Source organism: Clostridium sp. 19966 (genome assembly GCF_032335695.1).
In the GTDB taxonomy this organism is placed as follows: Bacteria; Bacillota; Clostridia; order Clostridiales; family Clostridiaceae; genus JACTOJ01.
Genome location: NZ_JACTOJ010000004.1, coordinates 245,795 through 264,349, shown reverse-complemented (window position 1 = coordinate 264,349; position 18,555 = coordinate 245,795). Strand labels below are relative to the sequence as shown.

22 protein-coding genes and 1 pseudogene are annotated in these 18,555 nt (G+C 31.6%); 19 read left to right on the top strand and 4 right to left on the bottom strand.

Annotation, left to right across the window (positions count from 1 at the left end; all coding sequences use genetic code 11):
- Positions 1-2: 2 nt before the first annotated feature.
- The 15 genes from IAI10_RS06190 to IAI10_RS06125 all read left to right on the top strand — a co-directional run bounded on the left by IAI10_RS06190 (position 3) and on the right by IAI10_RS06125 (position 9,303).
- The gene (locus IAI10_RS06190; RefSeq protein WP_315672417.1) at positions 3-455 is read left to right on the top strand and encodes a hypothetical protein; all 453 of its coding nucleotides are present in this window, start codon (positions 3-5) and stop codon (positions 453-455) included.
- A 277-nt stretch (positions 456-732) separates the two neighbouring features.
- Positions 733-909 (top strand): hypothetical protein, encoded by a 177-nt coding sequence (locus tag IAI10_RS06185; protein WP_315672416.1) that lies wholly within the window; start codon positions 733-735, stop codon positions 907-909.
- Between the two features lie 563 nt (positions 910-1,472).
- Entirely contained in the window at positions 1,473-2,291 is an 819-nt protein-coding gene (locus IAI10_RS06180; RefSeq protein ID WP_315672415.1) for an RHS repeat-associated core domain-containing protein, read from the top strand.
- A complete protein-coding gene (locus IAI10_RS06175) occupies positions 2,291-2,872 on the top strand; it encodes an imm11 family protein (RefSeq protein ID WP_315672414.1) in 582 nt (193 codons plus the stop codon). Before IAI10_RS06180 ends, IAI10_RS06175 begins: the two co-directional genes overlap by 1 nt.
- Before the next feature lie 105 nt (positions 2,873-2,977).
- A complete protein-coding gene (locus IAI10_RS06170; protein WP_315672413.1) occupies positions 2,978-3,376 on the top strand; it encodes a hypothetical protein in 399 nt (132 codons plus the stop codon).
- A gap of 100 nt (positions 3,377-3,476) precedes the next feature.
- Positions 3,477-3,692: a DUF960 family protein gene (locus tag IAI10_RS24650; RefSeq protein ID WP_396334350.1), complete on the top strand. Its 216-nt coding sequence runs from the start codon at positions 3,477-3,479 to the stop codon at positions 3,690-3,692.
- 430 nt (positions 3,693-4,122) lie between these two features.
- Positions 4,123-5,010, top strand: coding sequence for an RHS repeat-associated core domain-containing protein (locus IAI10_RS06165; protein WP_315672412.1), 888 nt, complete (start codon positions 4,123-4,125; stop codon positions 5,008-5,010).
- Positions 5,011-5,035: 25 nt separating this feature from the next.
- Positions 5,036-5,434, top strand: a complete 399-nt coding sequence (locus tag IAI10_RS06160) for a hypothetical protein (RefSeq protein ID WP_315672411.1) — start codon at positions 5,036-5,038, stop codon at positions 5,432-5,434.
- A 167-nt stretch (positions 5,435-5,601) separates the two neighbouring features.
- Positions 5,602-6,096, top strand: coding sequence for a JAB domain-containing protein (locus tag IAI10_RS06155; protein WP_315672410.1), 495 nt, complete (start codon positions 5,602-5,604; stop codon positions 6,094-6,096).
- Positions 6,097-6,115: 19 nt separating this feature from the next.
- On the top strand, positions 6,116-6,280 hold the full coding sequence (locus tag IAI10_RS06150; protein WP_315672409.1) for a hypothetical protein: 165 nt from the start codon (positions 6,116-6,118) through the stop codon (positions 6,278-6,280).
- Between the two features lie 282 nt (positions 6,281-6,562).
- Positions 6,563-6,961, top strand: coding sequence for a hypothetical protein (locus IAI10_RS06145; RefSeq protein WP_315672408.1), 399 nt, complete (start codon positions 6,563-6,565; stop codon positions 6,959-6,961).
- A gap of 174 nt (positions 6,962-7,135) precedes the next feature.
- Positions 7,136-7,546 carry a hypothetical protein gene (locus IAI10_RS06140; protein WP_315672407.1) on the top strand — a complete coding sequence of 137 codons (411 nt, stop codon included), beginning with the start codon at positions 7,136-7,138 and terminating at the stop codon, positions 7,544-7,546.
- A 155-nt stretch (positions 7,547-7,701) separates the two neighbouring features.
- Positions 7,702-8,160, top strand: coding sequence for a DUF2691 family protein (locus tag IAI10_RS06135; protein WP_315672406.1), 459 nt, complete (start codon positions 7,702-7,704; stop codon positions 8,158-8,160).
- Positions 8,161-8,569: 409 nt separating this feature from the next.
- On the top strand, positions 8,570-9,073 hold the full coding sequence (locus IAI10_RS06130; RefSeq protein WP_315672405.1) for a hypothetical protein: 504 nt from the start codon (positions 8,570-8,572) through the stop codon (positions 9,071-9,073).
- A gap of 8 nt (positions 9,074-9,081) precedes the next feature.
- Entirely contained in the window at positions 9,082-9,303 is a 222-nt protein-coding gene (locus IAI10_RS06125; RefSeq protein WP_315672404.1) for a hypothetical protein, read from the top strand.
- A gap of 414 nt (positions 9,304-9,717) precedes the next feature.
- Here the strand turns inward: IAI10_RS06125 and IAI10_RS06120 are convergent, their stop codons facing one another.
- The 3 genes from IAI10_RS06120 to IAI10_RS06110 all read right to left on the bottom strand — a co-directional run bounded on the left by IAI10_RS06120 (position 9,718) and on the right by IAI10_RS06110 (position 10,989).
- Positions 9,718-9,981 carry a zinc ribbon domain-containing protein gene (locus IAI10_RS06120; protein ID WP_315672403.1) on the bottom strand — a complete coding sequence of 88 codons (264 nt, stop codon included), beginning with the start codon at positions 9,979-9,981 and terminating at the stop codon, positions 9,718-9,720.
- 106 nt (positions 9,982-10,087) lie between these two features.
- Entirely contained in the window at positions 10,088-10,297 is a 210-nt protein-coding gene (locus IAI10_RS06115; RefSeq protein WP_315672402.1) for a WYL domain-containing protein, read from the bottom strand.
- Positions 10,298-10,311: 14 nt separating this feature from the next.
- Complete coding sequence (locus IAI10_RS06110) at positions 10,312-10,989, bottom strand: YafY family protein (RefSeq protein WP_315672401.1); 678 nt, start codon at positions 10,987-10,989, stop codon at positions 10,312-10,314.
- Between the two features lie 143 nt (positions 10,990-11,132).
- Here IAI10_RS06110 and IAI10_RS06105 point away from each other — a divergent pair.
- From IAI10_RS06105 to IAI10_RS06095, 3 genes and pseudogenes are all read left to right on the top strand, one after another.
- Positions 11,133-11,390, top strand: a pseudogene (locus IAI10_RS06105) (sugar phosphate nucleotidyltransferase); the annotation flags it as partial.
- 210 nt (positions 11,391-11,600) lie between these two features.
- Entirely contained in the window at positions 11,601-13,790 is a 2,190-nt protein-coding gene (locus IAI10_RS06100) for an alpha-galactosidase (protein ID WP_315672400.1), read from the top strand.
- A 106-nt stretch (positions 13,791-13,896) separates the two neighbouring features.
- Complete coding sequence (locus IAI10_RS06095; RefSeq protein WP_315672399.1) at positions 13,897-16,329, top strand: glycosyl hydrolase 2 galactose-binding domain-containing protein; 2,433 nt, start codon at positions 13,897-13,899, stop codon at positions 16,327-16,329.
- A gap of 46 nt (positions 16,330-16,375) precedes the next feature.
- Here IAI10_RS06095 and IAI10_RS06090 read toward each other — a convergent pair whose 3' ends face one another.
- Positions 16,376-17,260, bottom strand: coding sequence for a MurR/RpiR family transcriptional regulator (locus IAI10_RS06090; protein ID WP_315672398.1), 885 nt, complete (start codon positions 17,258-17,260; stop codon positions 16,376-16,378).
- A gap of 205 nt (positions 17,261-17,465) precedes the next feature.
- Between IAI10_RS06090 and IAI10_RS06085 the strand changes: the two genes are divergently transcribed.
- Positions 17,466-18,449 carry a Gfo/Idh/MocA family oxidoreductase gene (locus tag IAI10_RS06085; protein ID WP_315672397.1) on the top strand — a complete coding sequence of 328 codons (984 nt, stop codon included), beginning with the start codon at positions 17,466-17,468 and terminating at the stop codon, positions 18,447-18,449.
- Positions 18,450-18,555 lie beyond the last annotated feature (106 nt).

Below are 18,555 nucleotides of genomic sequence, written 5' to 3'. Positions count from 1 at the left end.
TAATGAAAAGATATATTGAAACAAATGGGAGAATAAGGTTAACAGGTTTTGAATCCGATGATTGGGAAGTACTTATTAGAATTGAAAAAGAAGATTTGATTACATTTTTTATGGAGTTACAACTTCTAGAATTTAATCATGCAGAATGCTTTACGACAAAATCTTTAGTAACAGGTAAAAATATTAATTTTATGTTGGTGGATATGGATGAGGAAACAAGAGTAGAACTAATAAATGATAGAATAAAGGTTAAGCTGTCACATAATGATATAGGCTACATTTCTTCATTCTTACTTGAATATTATAGAGATTCTTATGCACCAGCAAGTCATATTCATATTGATGTGGATAATAATTCAAATATTGGTAAGTCTGGAACTATAACGATAGAAGTTTCAGAATATGCACCACCAATGTCAGGGGAAGAGGCTAAAAAGATATTAGGTATTGAATAAATGTAAGAAGCATCTGCTGCTATTTGTTGCAAGAGTATATCAATGCTTAACTGTCATTATGATGTTTTGAATTGATAAGCATTTTAGCCGTAGGTAGAATATAAGTATATAGAATTTAGACTGTCACTTGTTATAATATAAACATTAAAATTAAATAGCTTTTGTTTGAGAGAAAGCCTAATAAAACTTTTTATTAATAGCCAACGGGGAAACCTGTTGGCTAATTTTTTATGATAAAATCATAGATTAAGAATTCATAAATTATGGAGGAATCAAAATGATTAAATACGATTATAGAATCAAGAATACTTCTAAAAATTTAGGTAGCAAAAGAGTTGATATAGTATCTATAAAAATGATTAAGGAATCAAGCATGTTTTATCGAAACCGAAGCAATGCAGCTTCCATCATAGAAAGCCATATCATACAAGCGGAGACACTTCTCCTTCCATAGAGCGTGTATTCAATTCGAAAGCAAGCTTGTCAATTATAAAAAGTCTAAAAAGAATTTATTTTTTAGCATAAACAAGGATTTAAGTCCTGACTATAAAACTATAAAACTAGATAAGAATATAAATAGCTGTACTAAATTTAAATAGTAGCAGCAAGAAAAACAGCTATGATGCAGGTGGGAATATACAGACAAAGACCGAGTATGCTTATACCACAGGAAGCTTAGGAATAGCCACATCCACTCACAGCTATACTTATGGAAACAGCAACTGGAAGGATGAACTTACAGCCTATGATGGAAATGCAATAACCTATGACGCTATCGGAAATCCGTTAACCTATGCAGGCTACAGCTACAGCTGGGAGCAGGGAAGACAACTATCAGGCATCACAGGCAATGGCTTAACTGCAAGCTATAAGTATGATGACAGTGGCATAAGAACTCAAAAGACAGTAAATGGAGTAACCACAAACTACCACTTAGTTGGCAGCGATGTAACTTATGAAGACAACGGTACGGATAAAATATATTATACTTATGACAGTGCAGGAAAGCTTGTATCCATGAATCTAAATGGTGTAGAATACTACTATATAAGAAATGGACAAAGCGACATCATAGGACTCTTCGACAAGACAGGAGCACAGGTGGTAAGTTATACTTACGATACCTGGGGAAAATTAGTATCTATAGATGGAAGTCTTAAAGATACTGTAGGGATAAAGAATCCATATAGATACAGAGGATACAGATACGATACAGAGACAGGCTTATACTATTTACAATCAAGATACTATAATCCTGATTGGGGAAGATTTATAAATGCAGATGCTATAGCAGGAATAAAAGGAGAACTTCTTAGTCACAATGCATTTATATATTGTGAAAATAATCCTATAAGTTTCTACGATCATACCGGATATATGATGGAATGCTTGGATGATGGATATGGAATGGGTGGATTAGGTTCGGTTGGAGGAATAGAATTAGCAGAATCAATTGCTTCTGAAATAAGAACAACTTCAAGTATCAGCAAGTCAGAAGAAAATACAGCTGTGAAGATAAGCAAAAGTACAGAAGATATTAAACCAAATCAAATACATCATTTTTTAACTAACAAAAGCAAGGTGTATACTCCAAAGTTCAACAAAGTTATTAGCAAATATAGCTTAAAATTAAATGAAGCTTGGAATAAAGTATCATTACCACACCAAGGAAGGCATGCATATGATTACCATGAATATATGTTTGAAAAGGTAAAAGAATTTGATAGTATAGCTAATGGAGATAAAGACATTTTTATCGAATTATTTGGAGACTTAAAACAAGAAATAACAAATAATCCTGATATGCTGTATAAAAAGTATTGGAGGAAACCATAATGAAATACTACAAAATAATAGATTCTGATGAATATATAAATCCACAACAAATGATATGTTATACTGATGAAGATTTTGAAAGAAAGTTTAATTTAAAGCAATATGATGTAAATCAAGGAAGAATATTAGGAGGCTGTAGTAATAAAATTACATTTTACTATGATAAGATAAAAGGTGATATTCCAACAGATTATTTATCAAATGATTTGGGATGGATTATAGTATCATATAAATTTAAAATTATATTGGAAAACATTGGGGTGAACAATGTTCAATATATACCTATAGAAATAAGAGAAAAATCAACGCATGAGTTGATAGAAGGATATAGTATTATAAATATAATTGGTATTACTGATGGATTAAATTTAGAACAATCAAAATATAAAGTATTTAAGGTTAAGAATATGGAACGTATATCGATAATTAGACCGGTTCTAGATAATATTAAACTTAATGGACTTCACTTGGTAAGAGTAAAAAATTATCTATTTGTTACATTAATATCAGAAGTATTAAAAAAGTCATTAGAAAATAATAATATTACAGGATGTAGGTTCCAAGAAGTGGAAGTGATTTAAATCATTTTATTTGATGCTAAATGTAGAAATTTCTATTTGAAATGAGGAAATCCATAATAAAAAATATTATGATTTATAAAAAATGTTATTAATTTGGAGGCTAAAATGAGTATAACTAATGAATCATTAGATGATTTCAAATTATTATCTGTCTGGATCAATAGAGTCCTAGAACAAGAATTGCCTAAAGGTATTAAGGCATTTAATTTCAATATATATGAAGGGGAAGAAGAAACATATGATATACAACTAATTGGATCTGATAATTGGGATAAAGAGAGTTCAGATTGGGCGTGTACAGATTATTTTACAACAGGTGAAGATATTTGTTATATAGAAAAAAACAATGATATTGATGATTGGGAATTAGGATTAAATTATGTTATAGAAATGATAACTAGGTATCTAGAGGAAGGTAAAAATTCATATATACTTAAAAGTGTATATGCTATAGGGGTTGGATTTGTTGATGGGGATATTAATATAATTTATGAGAGGTATTAGTTTTAAAGTAAATTTATCAGAGAAAAATGTTTTAACTAATATTTTTAGAGATAGTAATGTTAAGAATCTATATTGGTATATTCTGTAAGACAAAATGTAGATAAATGAAATAAGAGTTTATTTCGAGAAAAATTTATCATTTCAGTTATCTGAGATTACTCAAGATGGAGTTAAAAAGCAAAAGATTATACATTTTCAAGAAAAGCTAGAGTTTAAAGAAGAATTTATAATAACAGCTAAAGACACTATTAATGCTAAAATATATATAATAGATTATGGTAACTATTCAATAATGCTACTAGCTAGTGAATATTGAATAGTTACTATTTTTTATCCCTAAATTTAAGGATTTGTTTTACCAAGTCATAAATGATTGTCTGCTCTTCCTCAGAGCGTGTATTCAATTGAAAAGTAAGCTTATCAATTACAGTAGACATCTCTCTTTTATCAATTCTATTTTCAAAATCAAACAGTTCTTGAAAGGTTATTTCCAAGGAATTAACTATTTTCTCTAAAGTGTCTATAGTAGGCTTTTTTATGTAAGCTTAAGGAAATTCTAAGTTTTCCTTAAGTTAGCTTTACAAAAGTTAGTCAAACTAAATTGAAAATAAAGTTAGTTATTACATTTTGACAAAAAGTATACTTGAGTAGAAAGCTTGTATAATGAAATTTTCGGCACATGAAAAAAGGATATAAAACTTTATAAAGACAATATATATTATACTTATGGCAGTGCAGGAAAGCTTGTGTCCATTAATCTAAATGGTGTAGAATACTACTATATAAGAAATGGACAAAGTGACATTATAGGACTCTTTGATAAGACAGGAGCACAGGTAGTAAGCTACACTTATGATACTTGGGGTAAGCTAGTATCTATAGATGGAAGCCTTAAAGATACTGTAGGAGTGAAGAATCCATATAGATACAGAGGATATAGATATGATACAGAGACAGGTTTATACTACTTGCAGAGTAGATACTACAATCCTGATTGGGGAAGATTTATAAATGCGGATGCTATAGCAGGAAGTGTTGGAGAGTTACTTGGACATAATTTATTTGCTTATTGTAAGAACAGTCCTGTTGCCTTAAGCGATAAAGACGGATATAGACCATTATACTGTGCGTCACCAGATGAGGAAACGTCACAAGAGAGAACAGAATCATATTCACAAATGAAAAAAACATTTTTAGAAAATTCTTCACGCATAATTGCAGCAGCTGCAATAACTAAACTTAAGAATGCTGGAAAAAATGCTGCTTTAACTGTTGGTGTATCATCTGTGGATCAAGGAACTAAACAGGTATATGATGCAATAGGTAAGGATACATATGTACAAATCAACAGGAATATGAGGCGAAGTGGTGGAGGAATATTTATTCCAGGTTCTAAAATAGTTCAAAAGGCAAAATATTTTGGGAAAACACTTGGTGTAGCATATAGTGCATATTCTATCATTGATGATGTAAGAGGTGATGGTAGCGTTGGGACAAAAGTACTGAAAGTAGGTTGGGATGCTGGTGCAACTTTTATTTCTGGAGTAGCGGAAGGTATTCCCGTAGCAGGACCAGTATTAAGTATTGTAGCCTCATCTGGATTTGATTTCCTTAAGGGTGAGCTGTTTGGATAATATTGTGTATAAGGAGAGGATAGTAATGAAAATAAAAAAAGAGGCTTCGTTGATGGAAGGCATAGTATTTGCACTAATAGTTTCAGCTATATTAAGAGCAACAGGAGGAATAAGAAGTCTATCGACATTTGGACAAATACTAGTGTTAATTATGATGCCAATAGTGGTATTTGTAATAGTTAAAGCGAATAAAAAAAAGTTTAGTAAATTTCAGCTACATTACTTATATATTTTTGATATCCTTTTTAGTATCGCAATGTTAATAGCGGTAAGTATTGTTATTATTCGTGAATCGTATGATTACATATGGATTGAGAATATAATTTTTTTTAAAATTTTAATTGTATTGGCTGCTTTCGTACCAACAACTTATTTAGCAGTGTGTTCAATTATAGATCCAGATATTAAAAGGACTTGGAGATAAGTTTTAGCAATAGATAATACATGTAATTTATTAATAAAATGAGTGAAAACAATTTTTCCCATCATCAAATTCTGGTGATGGGTTTTTTATATGATATTTATTTATGGTGTTAAAAGCATAGATTACAATTTACTAAAATATAGAAATGAAAACATGGAGGAATAGATATGCTTAAATACGATTATAGTACTAAAAAAGAGAGTAAAAACAATGCTTCTAAGGAACATAGAATCATTAATACTTCTAAAAATCTAAGAAGCAAAAGAGTTGATATAGTATCTATAAAAATGATTAAGGAGGCAAGCATGCTCTATAGAAACCGAATGGTAAACTCACCTAATGATGCATATAAGCTTGTTAAGAAGTTTTTAGAAGGCTCTGACAGGGAACAGCTTATAGTATGCTCTTTAGATACAAAGAATCAACCTACCACAATTAATGTTGTAAGCGTAGGTACTCTTAATAGTTCTTTAGTTCATCCAAAGGAGCTATTCAAGCCAGTAATCTTAAGCAATGCAGCTTCCATCATAGTAAGCCATTTCCATCCAAGCGGAGACCGTTCCCCTTCTTCAGAGGATATTAATATTACAAACAGAATAAAAGAATGTGGAACTTCCAAAGTATTTAGAAGAAAAACCAGAACTAAATGGCAGGTTAAATAAATGGATTGCAGAGCTTAGAATGAAGAAGATATTGGATGAGAGAAGTATGATTGAGGGTGCAAGAGAAGAAGGTAAAGAAGAGGCTACATTAAATTTCTTGAAATTAGGAATTGCCGAGGAAGTAATTGTAAAAGGTACAGAATTAAGCATTGAACGAATTAGAGAGATTAAAAATTTAATATAAGATTATAAAGCCAATGGGGAAATCTGTTGGTTTTCTTTTACCTTGATTTCTAATATATAGTTATTGTGAAGGAAATCGTCAAGGTGCTGTAGAATATTATCATATAAGAAAAGGACATGGATATATTATAAATAAATTTTTGATAATAAAGAAGTGTGAGTAGTTCAGAGGTGAAGTTATAGATTTCTAAGGCGCATCCATGACATATGGAAAAATCGCCATCTATACAATAAAGTATTTTTATTAAAATCTTTGCAATTAGAGTATATGGAGATGATAGTAATGAAAGCAAAAAAAGAGGCTTCATGGATGGACGGCATATTATTTGCACTTGCAGTTTCATCTATATTAAGAATAACAGGAGGAATAAGAAGCTTATCAACATGGGGGCAAATACTAGCTCTAATTATGATACCAATAGTTATGTTTGGACTAACAAAGAAGAATAAAGAAAAACTTACTAAATTTCAGCTACACTATATATATAATTTTGATATTCTTTTTAGTATCACATCGATAATAGCAATAATTGCTGTTATTATTCGTGAGTCATTTTATTACATATGGTATAAGTATACAATATATATTAAAGTAATACTTGCAATAGTTGCTTTCGTACCAGGAATTTATGTGCTTGTATGTACAATGATAGATCCAGATATAAAAAGAACTTGGTTTTAGCAATAGATAATACGTGTAATTTATTAATAAAATGATTGAAAACAATTTTTTTTCAATCATCGTATTCTGGTGATGTGTTTTTTATATGATATTTATTTATCATGTTAAAAACATATATTACAATCTCCTAAAATGAAAGATAAAATAGTAGGAAATTAAAGGGTGAGATATTTTATGAAAAAAGGCAAGAAAAACAACAATATGGAACAATCATCATCATTGTTTCGTACGCTGACGATGATAGCAATTGCTGATGCACTAGTAAGTATTATAGGTGTTAAAAAGTTTTCAGATGAAAAACAGGGAATATTCTGTATATCTATCTATATAATAGTGCTAGCTACTTATATTTTATATAGGGAAAAATTTGCAATATTTCACCGTAGATTATTCCTTTATATTCTATTGGTCTTCTCTATAATGGTAGCGGCGTTAGAAGTACAGATTGTTTTAAATTATATTTATCCACAATTATGGATAAATATAAAAGAAATATTTTCAGATATATTGCTATCTATTTTAGCAGTATCAACTATAGGGATATTAATCTATATAAAGAAAACAATGGTTAATATTAACAAGTAGAGTAAATTATTTAAAGCTGATAATTAGAAGAGAAAGTAGAAATGATACTACTCTCATGAATTTGTATTAATCTGAAGAGAGTTATAAGTTATCAATATACATGTCTTGGATATGATTTTTTAGTGCAATTGGTTTAGTGAAAGGGAGAGAAAAACGTGATTGGTTTAGATATTGAAGTAAGCAATGAATATAGCAATTATATAAATAAAATCTTAAGTGGTGTTAATTTATTTAGTTATGATTGGGAAATAAATACCGATGATTTTTTATACTATGAGAATGGTGAGATAAAGCAAGACTTTTTTGGTGCAGATGTTTTAGATGCAGAAAAATTCACTAGATGTATATCAAGAGATAGTTATTACATGATATTTGCTGATATAAAAGCATATCCCATCGGTAGTGAGCACATCGAAATAAAAGCATTCAAAGATTTTTTAGGAAGCAATTGCGAAATGGTCATATTATGCACAGATTCAGCATTTATAGAATTTTACTGCAAGAATAGAAAAATTTTGGACAAAGTGTATAGTAATTGTATAAATGGTTGCTTTGAAAAAGTAGAGTACAAGTCCGTTGCTGATGTATCAGAAAGAGGTTTGATTGCTTGGTAGAGTATAAAATATGATATGAGATTTTATGAAAGTGAATTCAAGATGATACGGTGAATCAGCTTACTATGCTTTTGAAACAGAATTTTTTTCGGATATGATTATTTAATATTACAAATATATTAAAGAGAAGTATATAGTTAAAATTAAATCAAAATATGGGACAATCCGAGGTTAATGGAAATATAAAAAATACATAATGAATAAGGATTATTATATTGAACGTACAATATGATTCATTAGATGAAGATTGAGGGCTTACAATTGAATCGGAGATAGTTAACATTATCGACTAGTATAGCAATTTTATAAACTATAGCTTCAATAAGCGGTGTAGCCCAAAATTCTAATAATAAAAATTGGTTATCAGATTTATCTCAAATAAAATTTAAAAAGAAGTTGGTATAAAAATATGAATAATAAAAATAAGAAGGATAAAAGAAATAATAATAAAAATACATATTTATCATTGTTTATGTTATTTTTATATACTGTTTTTAATGTTACTGGACTTGGTAAGAATGTTCCAAGTAATATTTTAATGATTTTTTATTTAGTATGTGCTTTACTATTAGTAGTTTCAATATTTACATATGATTATTTTAAAAGAGTCAATGTATATGTTACTTTATTTTTCGCATCAATAGCTGTAGAAATACTATTAGTTGTTATGGATTATACAATATACGGGAAAAACCCAAAATCTACTAATTTTACAAGAAACATATCACATTATATATGTGCTGTTTTATTCTTTGGTGGAATCATTTGTGGGGCTATTGGTGCAATAAAAGTTAACAGGCAAGATAAAAAAATAGTAAGATTAAGTAATAAATCTAAATATTTATGCAGTAAAATAGTAGCTATAATATTCATAAAAATAGATAGAGATTTGTTCAGAATTGGAAAGGAGTAAATAAATATATGAAAAGAGTATTTTTACTTCAACATGCTTATGAACTGAATGGAATTGATGAAGAAAAAATAATAGGAATATATTCAACGGAACAAAAGGCAAAAGCTGTTATTGAAGAACATAAAAAACTGACTGGCTTTAAAGATTACCCAAAAGGATTTTGTATTGATGAATATGAATTAGATAAAAATTTTTGGGAAGAGGGATTTATACATTGCGATGATGCATAACTTAAAAAAGAAGTAATTGCCCAAGATACAGTATTAAGTATTGAACAAATTAGAGAAATCAAAAATTTAATATAAGCTTATTTTAGTATTTTCAAGACATTGATAATAAGATTATCAATTCCAATCTTTCATAGAAATAGGCTGTAGAACAATACTATTATTAAAATTATCCAAAAGTGAAGCCATCCATGAGGTAACTATTCAATAATGCTGCTAGCCAGTAAATATTGAATAGTTACTATTTTTTTAAAGTTTTTATAATAGGTTTTTTGGAGAGAACTAATTTTTCATAGCTTTAATGAGATGTAACACATATTAGTTTCAGACTTAAACTAGAAAACTAGATATCGCGATAACTAGTTACCCAGTTATAAAAAAACTGATAAGTAAACCTAAATGCAACACAGCTTCTCCTTAATTCTTTTTCCAACGTTTTAAATTCGGAATAAATTCCATTAACAAGGATCTTGCTGTTTCCTCATCAGAGCATTCTCCATCTTTTATCATAAATGGAATGCAGCTTTCTACCATTTGTTCTATAGTTTCATCCTTTGAAAATTCTCCATTTGGATAGCAGTAACAGCAATAATCCTCATTCTTTGAACCATCTGCGTTTTTTCCAAAAAATTTTTCTTCTGATATTGACATACCACAGCTTTGACAAATTAATTTACTCATAATTCGCTCCTTTTCATATCTAGTGTATTGTTTTATACACTTATTTGTTTTTTTATTTTCTTTAATAGAATAATAGCATACATAACTTGCCAACTATATGTCAGGTTTAACAATAATTTTTTAAATTTATTTTTAACCTATTAATAATTTCAATTTTTAAAGATTCTGGAGATATTATTTTTGCATGGCTACCGTATGACAGAATCATACCATATAACCATTCATCTTCAGGGTAGCATAGTGCTACAGTAAAACTTCCATCTTCATTTCTAGTTATTTCATGTTCTTCGAATGAATCATATACCTGATAAGCCATACACTCGTCTATCCTCATTGAAAAAGAAAGCATTTTTCTAAAAGGTTGTTCATTATAGATAAATTTTTTTCTTCTTCTAAGTTAATATTTCTTATTTCAAAAAATTCATCTAGTGATTCAACTCTATACATTCTTTTTAGTTTAAAAATTCTTATAGCTTTCCTTTCCCTGCAGTATGCTCTCAGAAACCATGTGTATCCTTTAAACCAAAGCTGTATAGGTTCAACTACGCGTGTGGTTAGTTTACTATATCTGCTGTAATATTGAAAACTTATTACTTGTTTTTTTAATATAGCGTTTTTTACTGAAGTAAATAACTCTTGCCTCTGATTGCTCCAATCAGAAAAGTCAATAGAAACCCAATTTGGATTTTCAATTTTAAATATTCCACATAATTTTGATAAAACACTACTGACATTATCTTGCTCAACTTTTTTAACGCTTTGAATAGCTGATACTATTTGCAGTTGCTCTTCCTTAGAAATTAAGCCCTTATCTAGAACAAAATTGTCAAGTATAGCGATTCCTCCATTTTTACCTTGTTTGGCATAAATGGGTATGCCAGCCATGCTAAGAGTTTCTACATCTCTATATACGGTCCTAACAGATACACCTAAATGTTCAGAAAGTTCCTTAGATGTTATACATTTTTTCTCCAATAATATGTAGACTATTTCAAATAATCTATTCATTTAATCATTTTATACATTCCATAATAACATATTACTAAATTAAAAGATTTTATTAAAGTGATGAATACCCATGCTTTAATAAACAGAACCTAAAACATATTCTTTTCATATAATGAAGGAGAACTAATTATGGAGTGATGAAATTGTTGTATGCACTAATTCTTGCGGGAGGAAAAGGTACAAGACTCTTTCCTCTTTCTAGGTCGGATAAACCCAAGCAATTTTTAAAGCTTATTAATAATAAAAGCTTTTTGAGGAATACAGTGGATAGAATAAAACCGATGATAAATAAGGAAAATATATATGTGGTAACTAACGATGAATATCATGAAAAGGTGAAAGAAGAGCTTCCAGAAATAAATGAAGAAAACATATTTGTAGAACCTGCTAACAAAGAGACCCCTTATTATAGGATATTGGTCATTTCTCTAAAATCACTTAAAAAAATTGACTTGTTACTTAAAAATAAAGTATTATATAAGCAAATGTTAAGGTGGGTTACTTGTAATGTAATCGTATTAAAAGTCATTCAAATATAATTCTGTGCATAAGTATGTTTTAGAGTTATAACACTATGAGTAACCATTACTTGTAATGAATGGAGGAGAATAATGGGTATAAGTTTTAATGAAAAATCGAAATCCTTTAAGCTAGATGCAAAAGGTACAAGTTATATTATGGCAATTGTTGATGAAGAACAATTTTTAGGACACGTTTATTTTGGTGAAAAGCTTCCAGATGAGGATGTTAACTATCTAATGCGTTTAGAGGAGTCACCTTTTGTGCCTTCAAAAAATAATAGAGATAGAATGTCATTTTTAGATTGTTTTCCTACAGAATATTCTACCAGCGGATTAGGGGACTTTAGAGAATCCTGCCTTCAGGTTAGAACAAATGCTGGAATGACTGCTTGCGGAATCTCCTATGCTTCTCATAAAATATATGCAGGAAAACCTAAACTAAAAGGTTTGCCAGCTACCTTTGGGGATGAAAAAGAATGTACCACTTTAGAAGTGACTTGCATAGATAAGCATTTAAATCTAGAAATAGTTTTAATATATACTGTTTTTGAAAATTTGGATGTTATCACTAGAAGTGTGAGAGTAAAAAACTGTGCTGATGAATCTATAGAATTAACCAGAGTATTATCTGCTTGTGTAGATTTTGACAGAATAGATATGGATGTGATAACTCTTCATGGCTCTTGGGCAAGAGAGAGACATATAAATAGAAGAGGAGTAACTTTAGGAGTTCAGTCCATATCTTCAGCTAGAGGAGAATCCAGCCATCAGATGAATCCATTTTTAGCAGTGCTGGATAAGACAGCAACTGAAGACAGCGGTGAAGTGTACGGCTTTAATTTCGTATATTCAGGAAATTTCCTAGCTCAGACAGAGGGTTCACAGTTTGATTCCACAAGAGTTGTTATGGGAATCAATCCTTTTGATTTCGGATGGAAGCTAGAACCACAGGAAGAATTTGCTGCACCAGAAGTGGTTATGGTTTATTCCAATGAAGGTATAGGAAAGATGTCTAGAACCTTCCATGATTTATATAGAAATCACTTAATCAGAGGAGAATATAAAGATAAGAAGCGTCCTATATTAATAAATAACTGGGAAGCTACTTATTTTGATTTCAATACTGAAAAGCTCTTGAACATAGCAAAAGAAGCTTCAAAGCTAGGCATTGAAATGTTGGTTATGGATGATGGCTGGTTTGGCAATAGAAGCAGCGATAATTCTGCTTTAGGGGACTGGGTGGTAAATGAAGAAAAAATAAACGGCGGTCTGAAATATTTAGTAGATGAAGTAAACAAATTAGGAATGAAATTTGGAATATGGTTTGAACCTGAAATGATATCTCCAGATTCAGATCTTTTTAGAGCTCATCCAGATTGGTGCATACATATTGATGGAAGAGTAGGAACCCTTTGCAGAAATCAGTATGTATTGGATTTATCAAGGGAAGAGGTCAGAGAATATGTATATGAAAGCTTAAGAAAGATACTGACCAGTGCAAATATCGAGTATGTTAAATGGGATATGAATCGTCAGCTTAGTGATGTAGGCAACAGCATACTTCCAGCAGACAGACAAAGAGAGATATGGCATAGATATATGCTTGGAGTTTATGAATTAATGGATAGATTAACTTCAGAATTTCCTCATGTACTTCTTGAAAACTGCTCTGGCGGCGGTGCTAGATTAGATCCAGGAATGCTTTATTACAGTCCTCAGATATGGGCTTCAGATGATACGGATGCCATCGAAAGACTTAAGATTCAGCATGGCACCTCACTAGTATATCCTGTATCAGCTATGGGAGCACATGTAAGTGATTGCCCAAATCATACTGTGGGAAGAGTTACTCCTTTTGAAACAAGAGGCTTTGTAGCACTTTCAGGAACCTTTGGCTATGAGCTTGATGTTACAAGAATACCTCAGGAAGATAGGGATATGATACCACAGCAGGTAGCAATGTATCATAAGTATAATGAGCTAATCAGAACGGGCGATTTGTATCGTATAGCAAACCTTTTCCGAAATCCTGAGTTTGGCTGCGTTGAATATGTTTCAAAGGATAAGGGAGAAGTGTTGGTAACCTATGTTCAGGTGCTGAACCGCCCTAATTACCACAGCAGAAGAATCAGATTAAAAGGACTAGACAAGGCTGCCTTCTACAAAAACGAAGAAACTGGAGAAGTATATTCAGGAGCAGCGCTCATGAATGGCGGAGTTTTAATTAAAGGACTATGGGGAGATTTCAAAGGAAAGCTTCTGCATTTTATCCGTCAGTAATTTATTAACTTATGCTTTAAATCAGTAAAAAAATAAGCACTGGTTTAAAGCATATCTATTTATTAGGCTCTGTTTTAAATAAGATGATAAACTAGGAGATAAAATTATGAATATAAAAAAGCTTCATGATGGATGGTCCATGAGAATTGCAGGAGAAGCGGAATTTGTCCCAGCTAAAGTTCCAGGCTCCGTATATAATGATTTACTTTTAAATAATAAAATGGAGGATCCTTATTGGAGAGCTAACGAAAATGAGGCTCTGAAAATAATGGATAACGACTTTGAATATAAGACAAATTTTAGCGTACCAGAAGAAATTTTAAATTCTGACAAAGTACTGCTAAGGTTTGAAGGTCTTGATACCATAGGAAAGGTGCTGCTTAACGGTATCTGCCTAGGTGATGTTAATAATATGCACAGAACCTGGGAGTTTGATGTGAAAAAACTTGTGAATGATGAAAGCAATGAGCTTGCGGTAGAGTTTTTTTCTCCTAATAAATATATAAAAGAAGAAAATGAAAAAGTGTTTGCAGATGGCGTAAGTGACTGCATGGCTGGTTTTCCTCACATAAGAAAAGGCTATTCCATGATGGGCTGGGACTGGGGCCCAAGACTTCCCGATGCAGGTATTTGGCGAGAGGTATCACTGCTAGGCATAAATACTGCTAGAATTGACAGTGTTTATGTAACCCAAGTGCATGAGGAAAATCAGGTTAAATTAAATATTGAAGTTTCTGTAGATAAAGCTGTTTTAGACTATGAAGCTCAATATGTAGTAACTATAGTAAGTCCTCAGGGTGAAGTGAAGGTTTATGATAATTCTCCTAAAACCGTAAGCATAGAAAATCCAAAACTCTGGTGGCCTAATGGATACGGGGAGCAGAATTTATACGGCATAAAAGTAACCTTAGTAAAAAATGAGAAGGTTTTGGATGTATGGGATAAGAAGATAGGTCTTCGCACTCTCACCGTTAAGCGTGAGGAAGATGAGTATGGAGAAAGCTTTAAGCAGGTGGTTAACGGAGTTGCCTACTTTGCTATGGGAGCAGACTACATACCAGAGGATAATATATTATCAAGAATCAATAAAGATAGAACTCGTAAGCTCCTTAAGGACTGCATAGCAGTTAACTTTAATTCCATAAGAGTATGGGGCGGCGGATATTATCCTGAAGATTTCTTCTTTGAGCTTTGTGATGAATTAGGATTAGTGGTGTGGCAGGATTTCATGTATGCCTGTGCACAGTGTCCTCTTACTCCTGAGTTTATAGACACGATTAAAAAAGAAACTATAGACAATGTGAAGAGAATAAGGCATCATGCTTCCCTAGGATTATGGTGCGGAAACAATGAGATGGAGAGCTTTGCTAATGATGGTTTGTGGTATACAAAACCAATTCATAAAGCAGACTATATACGTCTATTTGAGTATATTATTCCAGAGATATTAAAGGAATACGATCCTAATACCTTCTATTGGCCTTCAAGTCCATCCTCTGGTGGAGCCTTTGATGAACCTAATTCCTCTAATAGAGGAGATACTCATTACTGGGATGTATGGCATGGAAATAAGCCTTTTACAGAATACAGAAAGTTTCATTTTAGATATTTATCAGAATTTGGCTTTCAATCCTTCCCCTGTTTAAAGACTGTGGAAAGCTTCACTCTTCTTGAGGATAGAAATATTTTCTCCTATGTGATGGAAAAGCATCAGAGGAATAATGTAGCAAACGGTAAGATAATAAATTATATGCAGCAGACCTACCTATATCCTACAGATTTTGATACTCTTTTGTATGCGTCTCAAATGCTTCAGGCTGAGGCTATAAAGTATGGAGTGGAGCATTTTAGAAGATATCGAGGAAGATGCATGGGAGCAATTTATTGGCAGCTTAATGACTGCTGGCCGGTAGCTTCCTGGGCATCCATAGATTATTTTGGCCGATGGAAGGCGCTTCACTATTTTGCTAAAAGATTTTTTGCACCGCTTATGCTATCCTGCTGTGAGGAAAGCACCTTGACTCAGAATACTAATGTGAATGCTGAATCCTTTGCCCTGGAAAAGAGCATTCAGCTATGCATTGCTAATGAGACTATGTCAGAGGAGCAGGTTACAGTCAGCTGGGCCCTTAGAAACAATGATGGAACAGTGGTAGAAACTAAATTCTATGAGGTAAGGGTAAAAGCTCTAAGCAGCGAATGGCTGGAAAAAGTCAGCTTTGATGATGCAGATCCCTACAGCCAATATGTAAGCTACGATATGTATAAAAATGGTGAACGCATCTCTGGAGGCACTGTATTGTTTGCAGCACCGAAGTATTTTAAATTTTTAGATCCTAAGCTTTCTGTAGAGGTTAAGGGTGATGAGGTAATAATAAAAGCAGAGAAATTTGCAAAGGGTATTGAAATTTACAGCCTGGATGCAGATATGCTTTTATCGGATAATTACTTTGATCTTAATTCTGGTGAAGCTAGAGTTAAGCTTCTGCAGGGAGAAGCTAAAAACCTAAAAGTAAGAAGTGTATATGATATAAAATAAAGTTAAATAAAAAATGCCTGCCAGTAAGTAAGCTGGTAGGCATTTTTTAATAATTTTTAATTATATCTTCTTTCAGCAGCTTTGTATGAGCCTCTACCTGTTTTGCGTGATTTACCTTGTGAGCTAAATTGTTATTATAATTTTTTTCAAATACGCAGGAAAAAATTATGTCTAATACGAATTGAATAGAGATTCCTGAAGAAAAGGTAGATATTTTTGAAACTATATTTTCTCTGGAGCATACATGGATTTTATATTGAGCATATTTTGAAAGCCTATTATCTCCACAAGAAGTAATGGCTACAATAGGAGTATTGTTATTTTTTAAGATGTGGGCAATATCGATTATATCCTGAGTTTCACCAGAATAGGATATGAGTATTGCGCAGGTATCTTCACTGCTGTTAAGAGCAAAAATATGCTGCTCTGTAGGAAGTGGCGCCATTTGCACCAAATAACCTATGCGCATCATCTTATATTGAAAATCAACGGCATAGGGGGAATTGCTGCCAACACCAAATATTTTTATTATTTTAGAGTTCAATAATAAATCTACAGCACTATTAAGAGTGTTAAAATTAAGTGATTTTAAGGTATCTTCTATGGACTCCTTATATAAATTGCCCAAATTGTAACTGATATCTTTAATAGAATCACCCTTCTTAAAAGGTAAATTAAAATCAATATTTTCATTTTGCATAGAGCTTGATTTCAGCTCTACAGAATATTTAAATTTAAAATCAGAATAGCCTTTAAAACCTAATTTTTTGCAAAAACGAATAACTGTTGCAGGTGAAGTGTAGGTAGCTGAGGCTAATTGATGAGAGGACATGGATAAGATATCTTCCCCATTATTTAATATATACTCCGCTAAAATTTTTTCAGAGGAAGACAAAGTTTTAAGATATTCGAGCTTGTGATTTATCCACATAAAAATACCCCCGTATTTTATAATTTAATCTGCCTTTGCTGATGTAAATTATAATAAAAATGAAACAAAATTTCAAATCTAATCTATATGTTCTGCAAATTATGAAATAACATTTTTAAATAGGCTATTCACATTTACACCTGCATAAATAATGTTGTACTATCTAATTATAGAGATATAACAGCAGAGAAGGGAGAATTTATATATGAAAATAGCTACTATAGGAACGGGAAGAATCGTAGAAGAATTTTTAAATGCAGTAAAGGAAGTTGAAGGAGTCCAATGCAGTGCTGTTTTTTCCAGAAAAGAAGAGACTGGGAGGATATTAGCAGATAAATATGGAGTAAAGCAGATATACACAAATTACAAAGAGATGCTAAAGGATAGCAATGTGGATTTTATCTATATAGCTTCACCTAACAGCTTTCATTATGAGTATGCTCTGGAGGCCCTGAATAATGGTAAGCATGTTATTTGTGAAAAACCTTTTACCTCTACGGTAGAAGAGGCAAAAACTTTAATAGCTTTAGCAAAAGAAAAAAATTTATTTCTATTTGAAGCTATCACCACATTGCATCTGCCAAATTATAATAAGCTTAAGCAGCTGCTTTCCTCTATAGGTGAGATAAGACTGGTTCAAAGCAACTATTCTCAATATTCCAGCAGATATGATAAATTTTTAGCAGGAGAAATAACCAATGCCTTTGACCCAAAGTTTTCAGGAGGAGCTATTCAGGATATAAATGTGTATAATCTACATTTTACAGTGGGGCTATTCGGAGCTCCAAGAGAAGTGAAGTATTCTGCCAATATTGCTGCTAATGGCATTGATACCTCAGGAGTGGTCACATTAAAGTATGATAATTTTGTATGTGAATGTGTTGGAGCAAAGGATTCTCAAAGTCCTAGCTTTGCCATTATACAAGGCACCAAGGGATATATAAAGGTAAATAGTCCAGTGAATCATTGCCTTTCCGTGGAGATAGAAAGCCAAGGAAATTTAGAGACTTACAATGAACAAAATATTTCTAATAGAATGGTGTATGAATTAATAGATTTTAATAATATTTATAAGCAAGAAGACTTAAAAAAATGCCAGGAGCTTTTAGAGCATTCTCTAAGGGTTGTGGAAACAGTGGTTTCAGCGAGAAAATCCGCTGGAATAGTATTTGAAGCAGATCAGAAATAATATAAGTATGCCCTCTTTAAGAGCAAATTGCCTTAGAGAGGGTTTTAGTTTTTAATTAAGGTTATGCTTTAAAGTCTTTATCAGCATTCTTTTAAAACCTAGACTT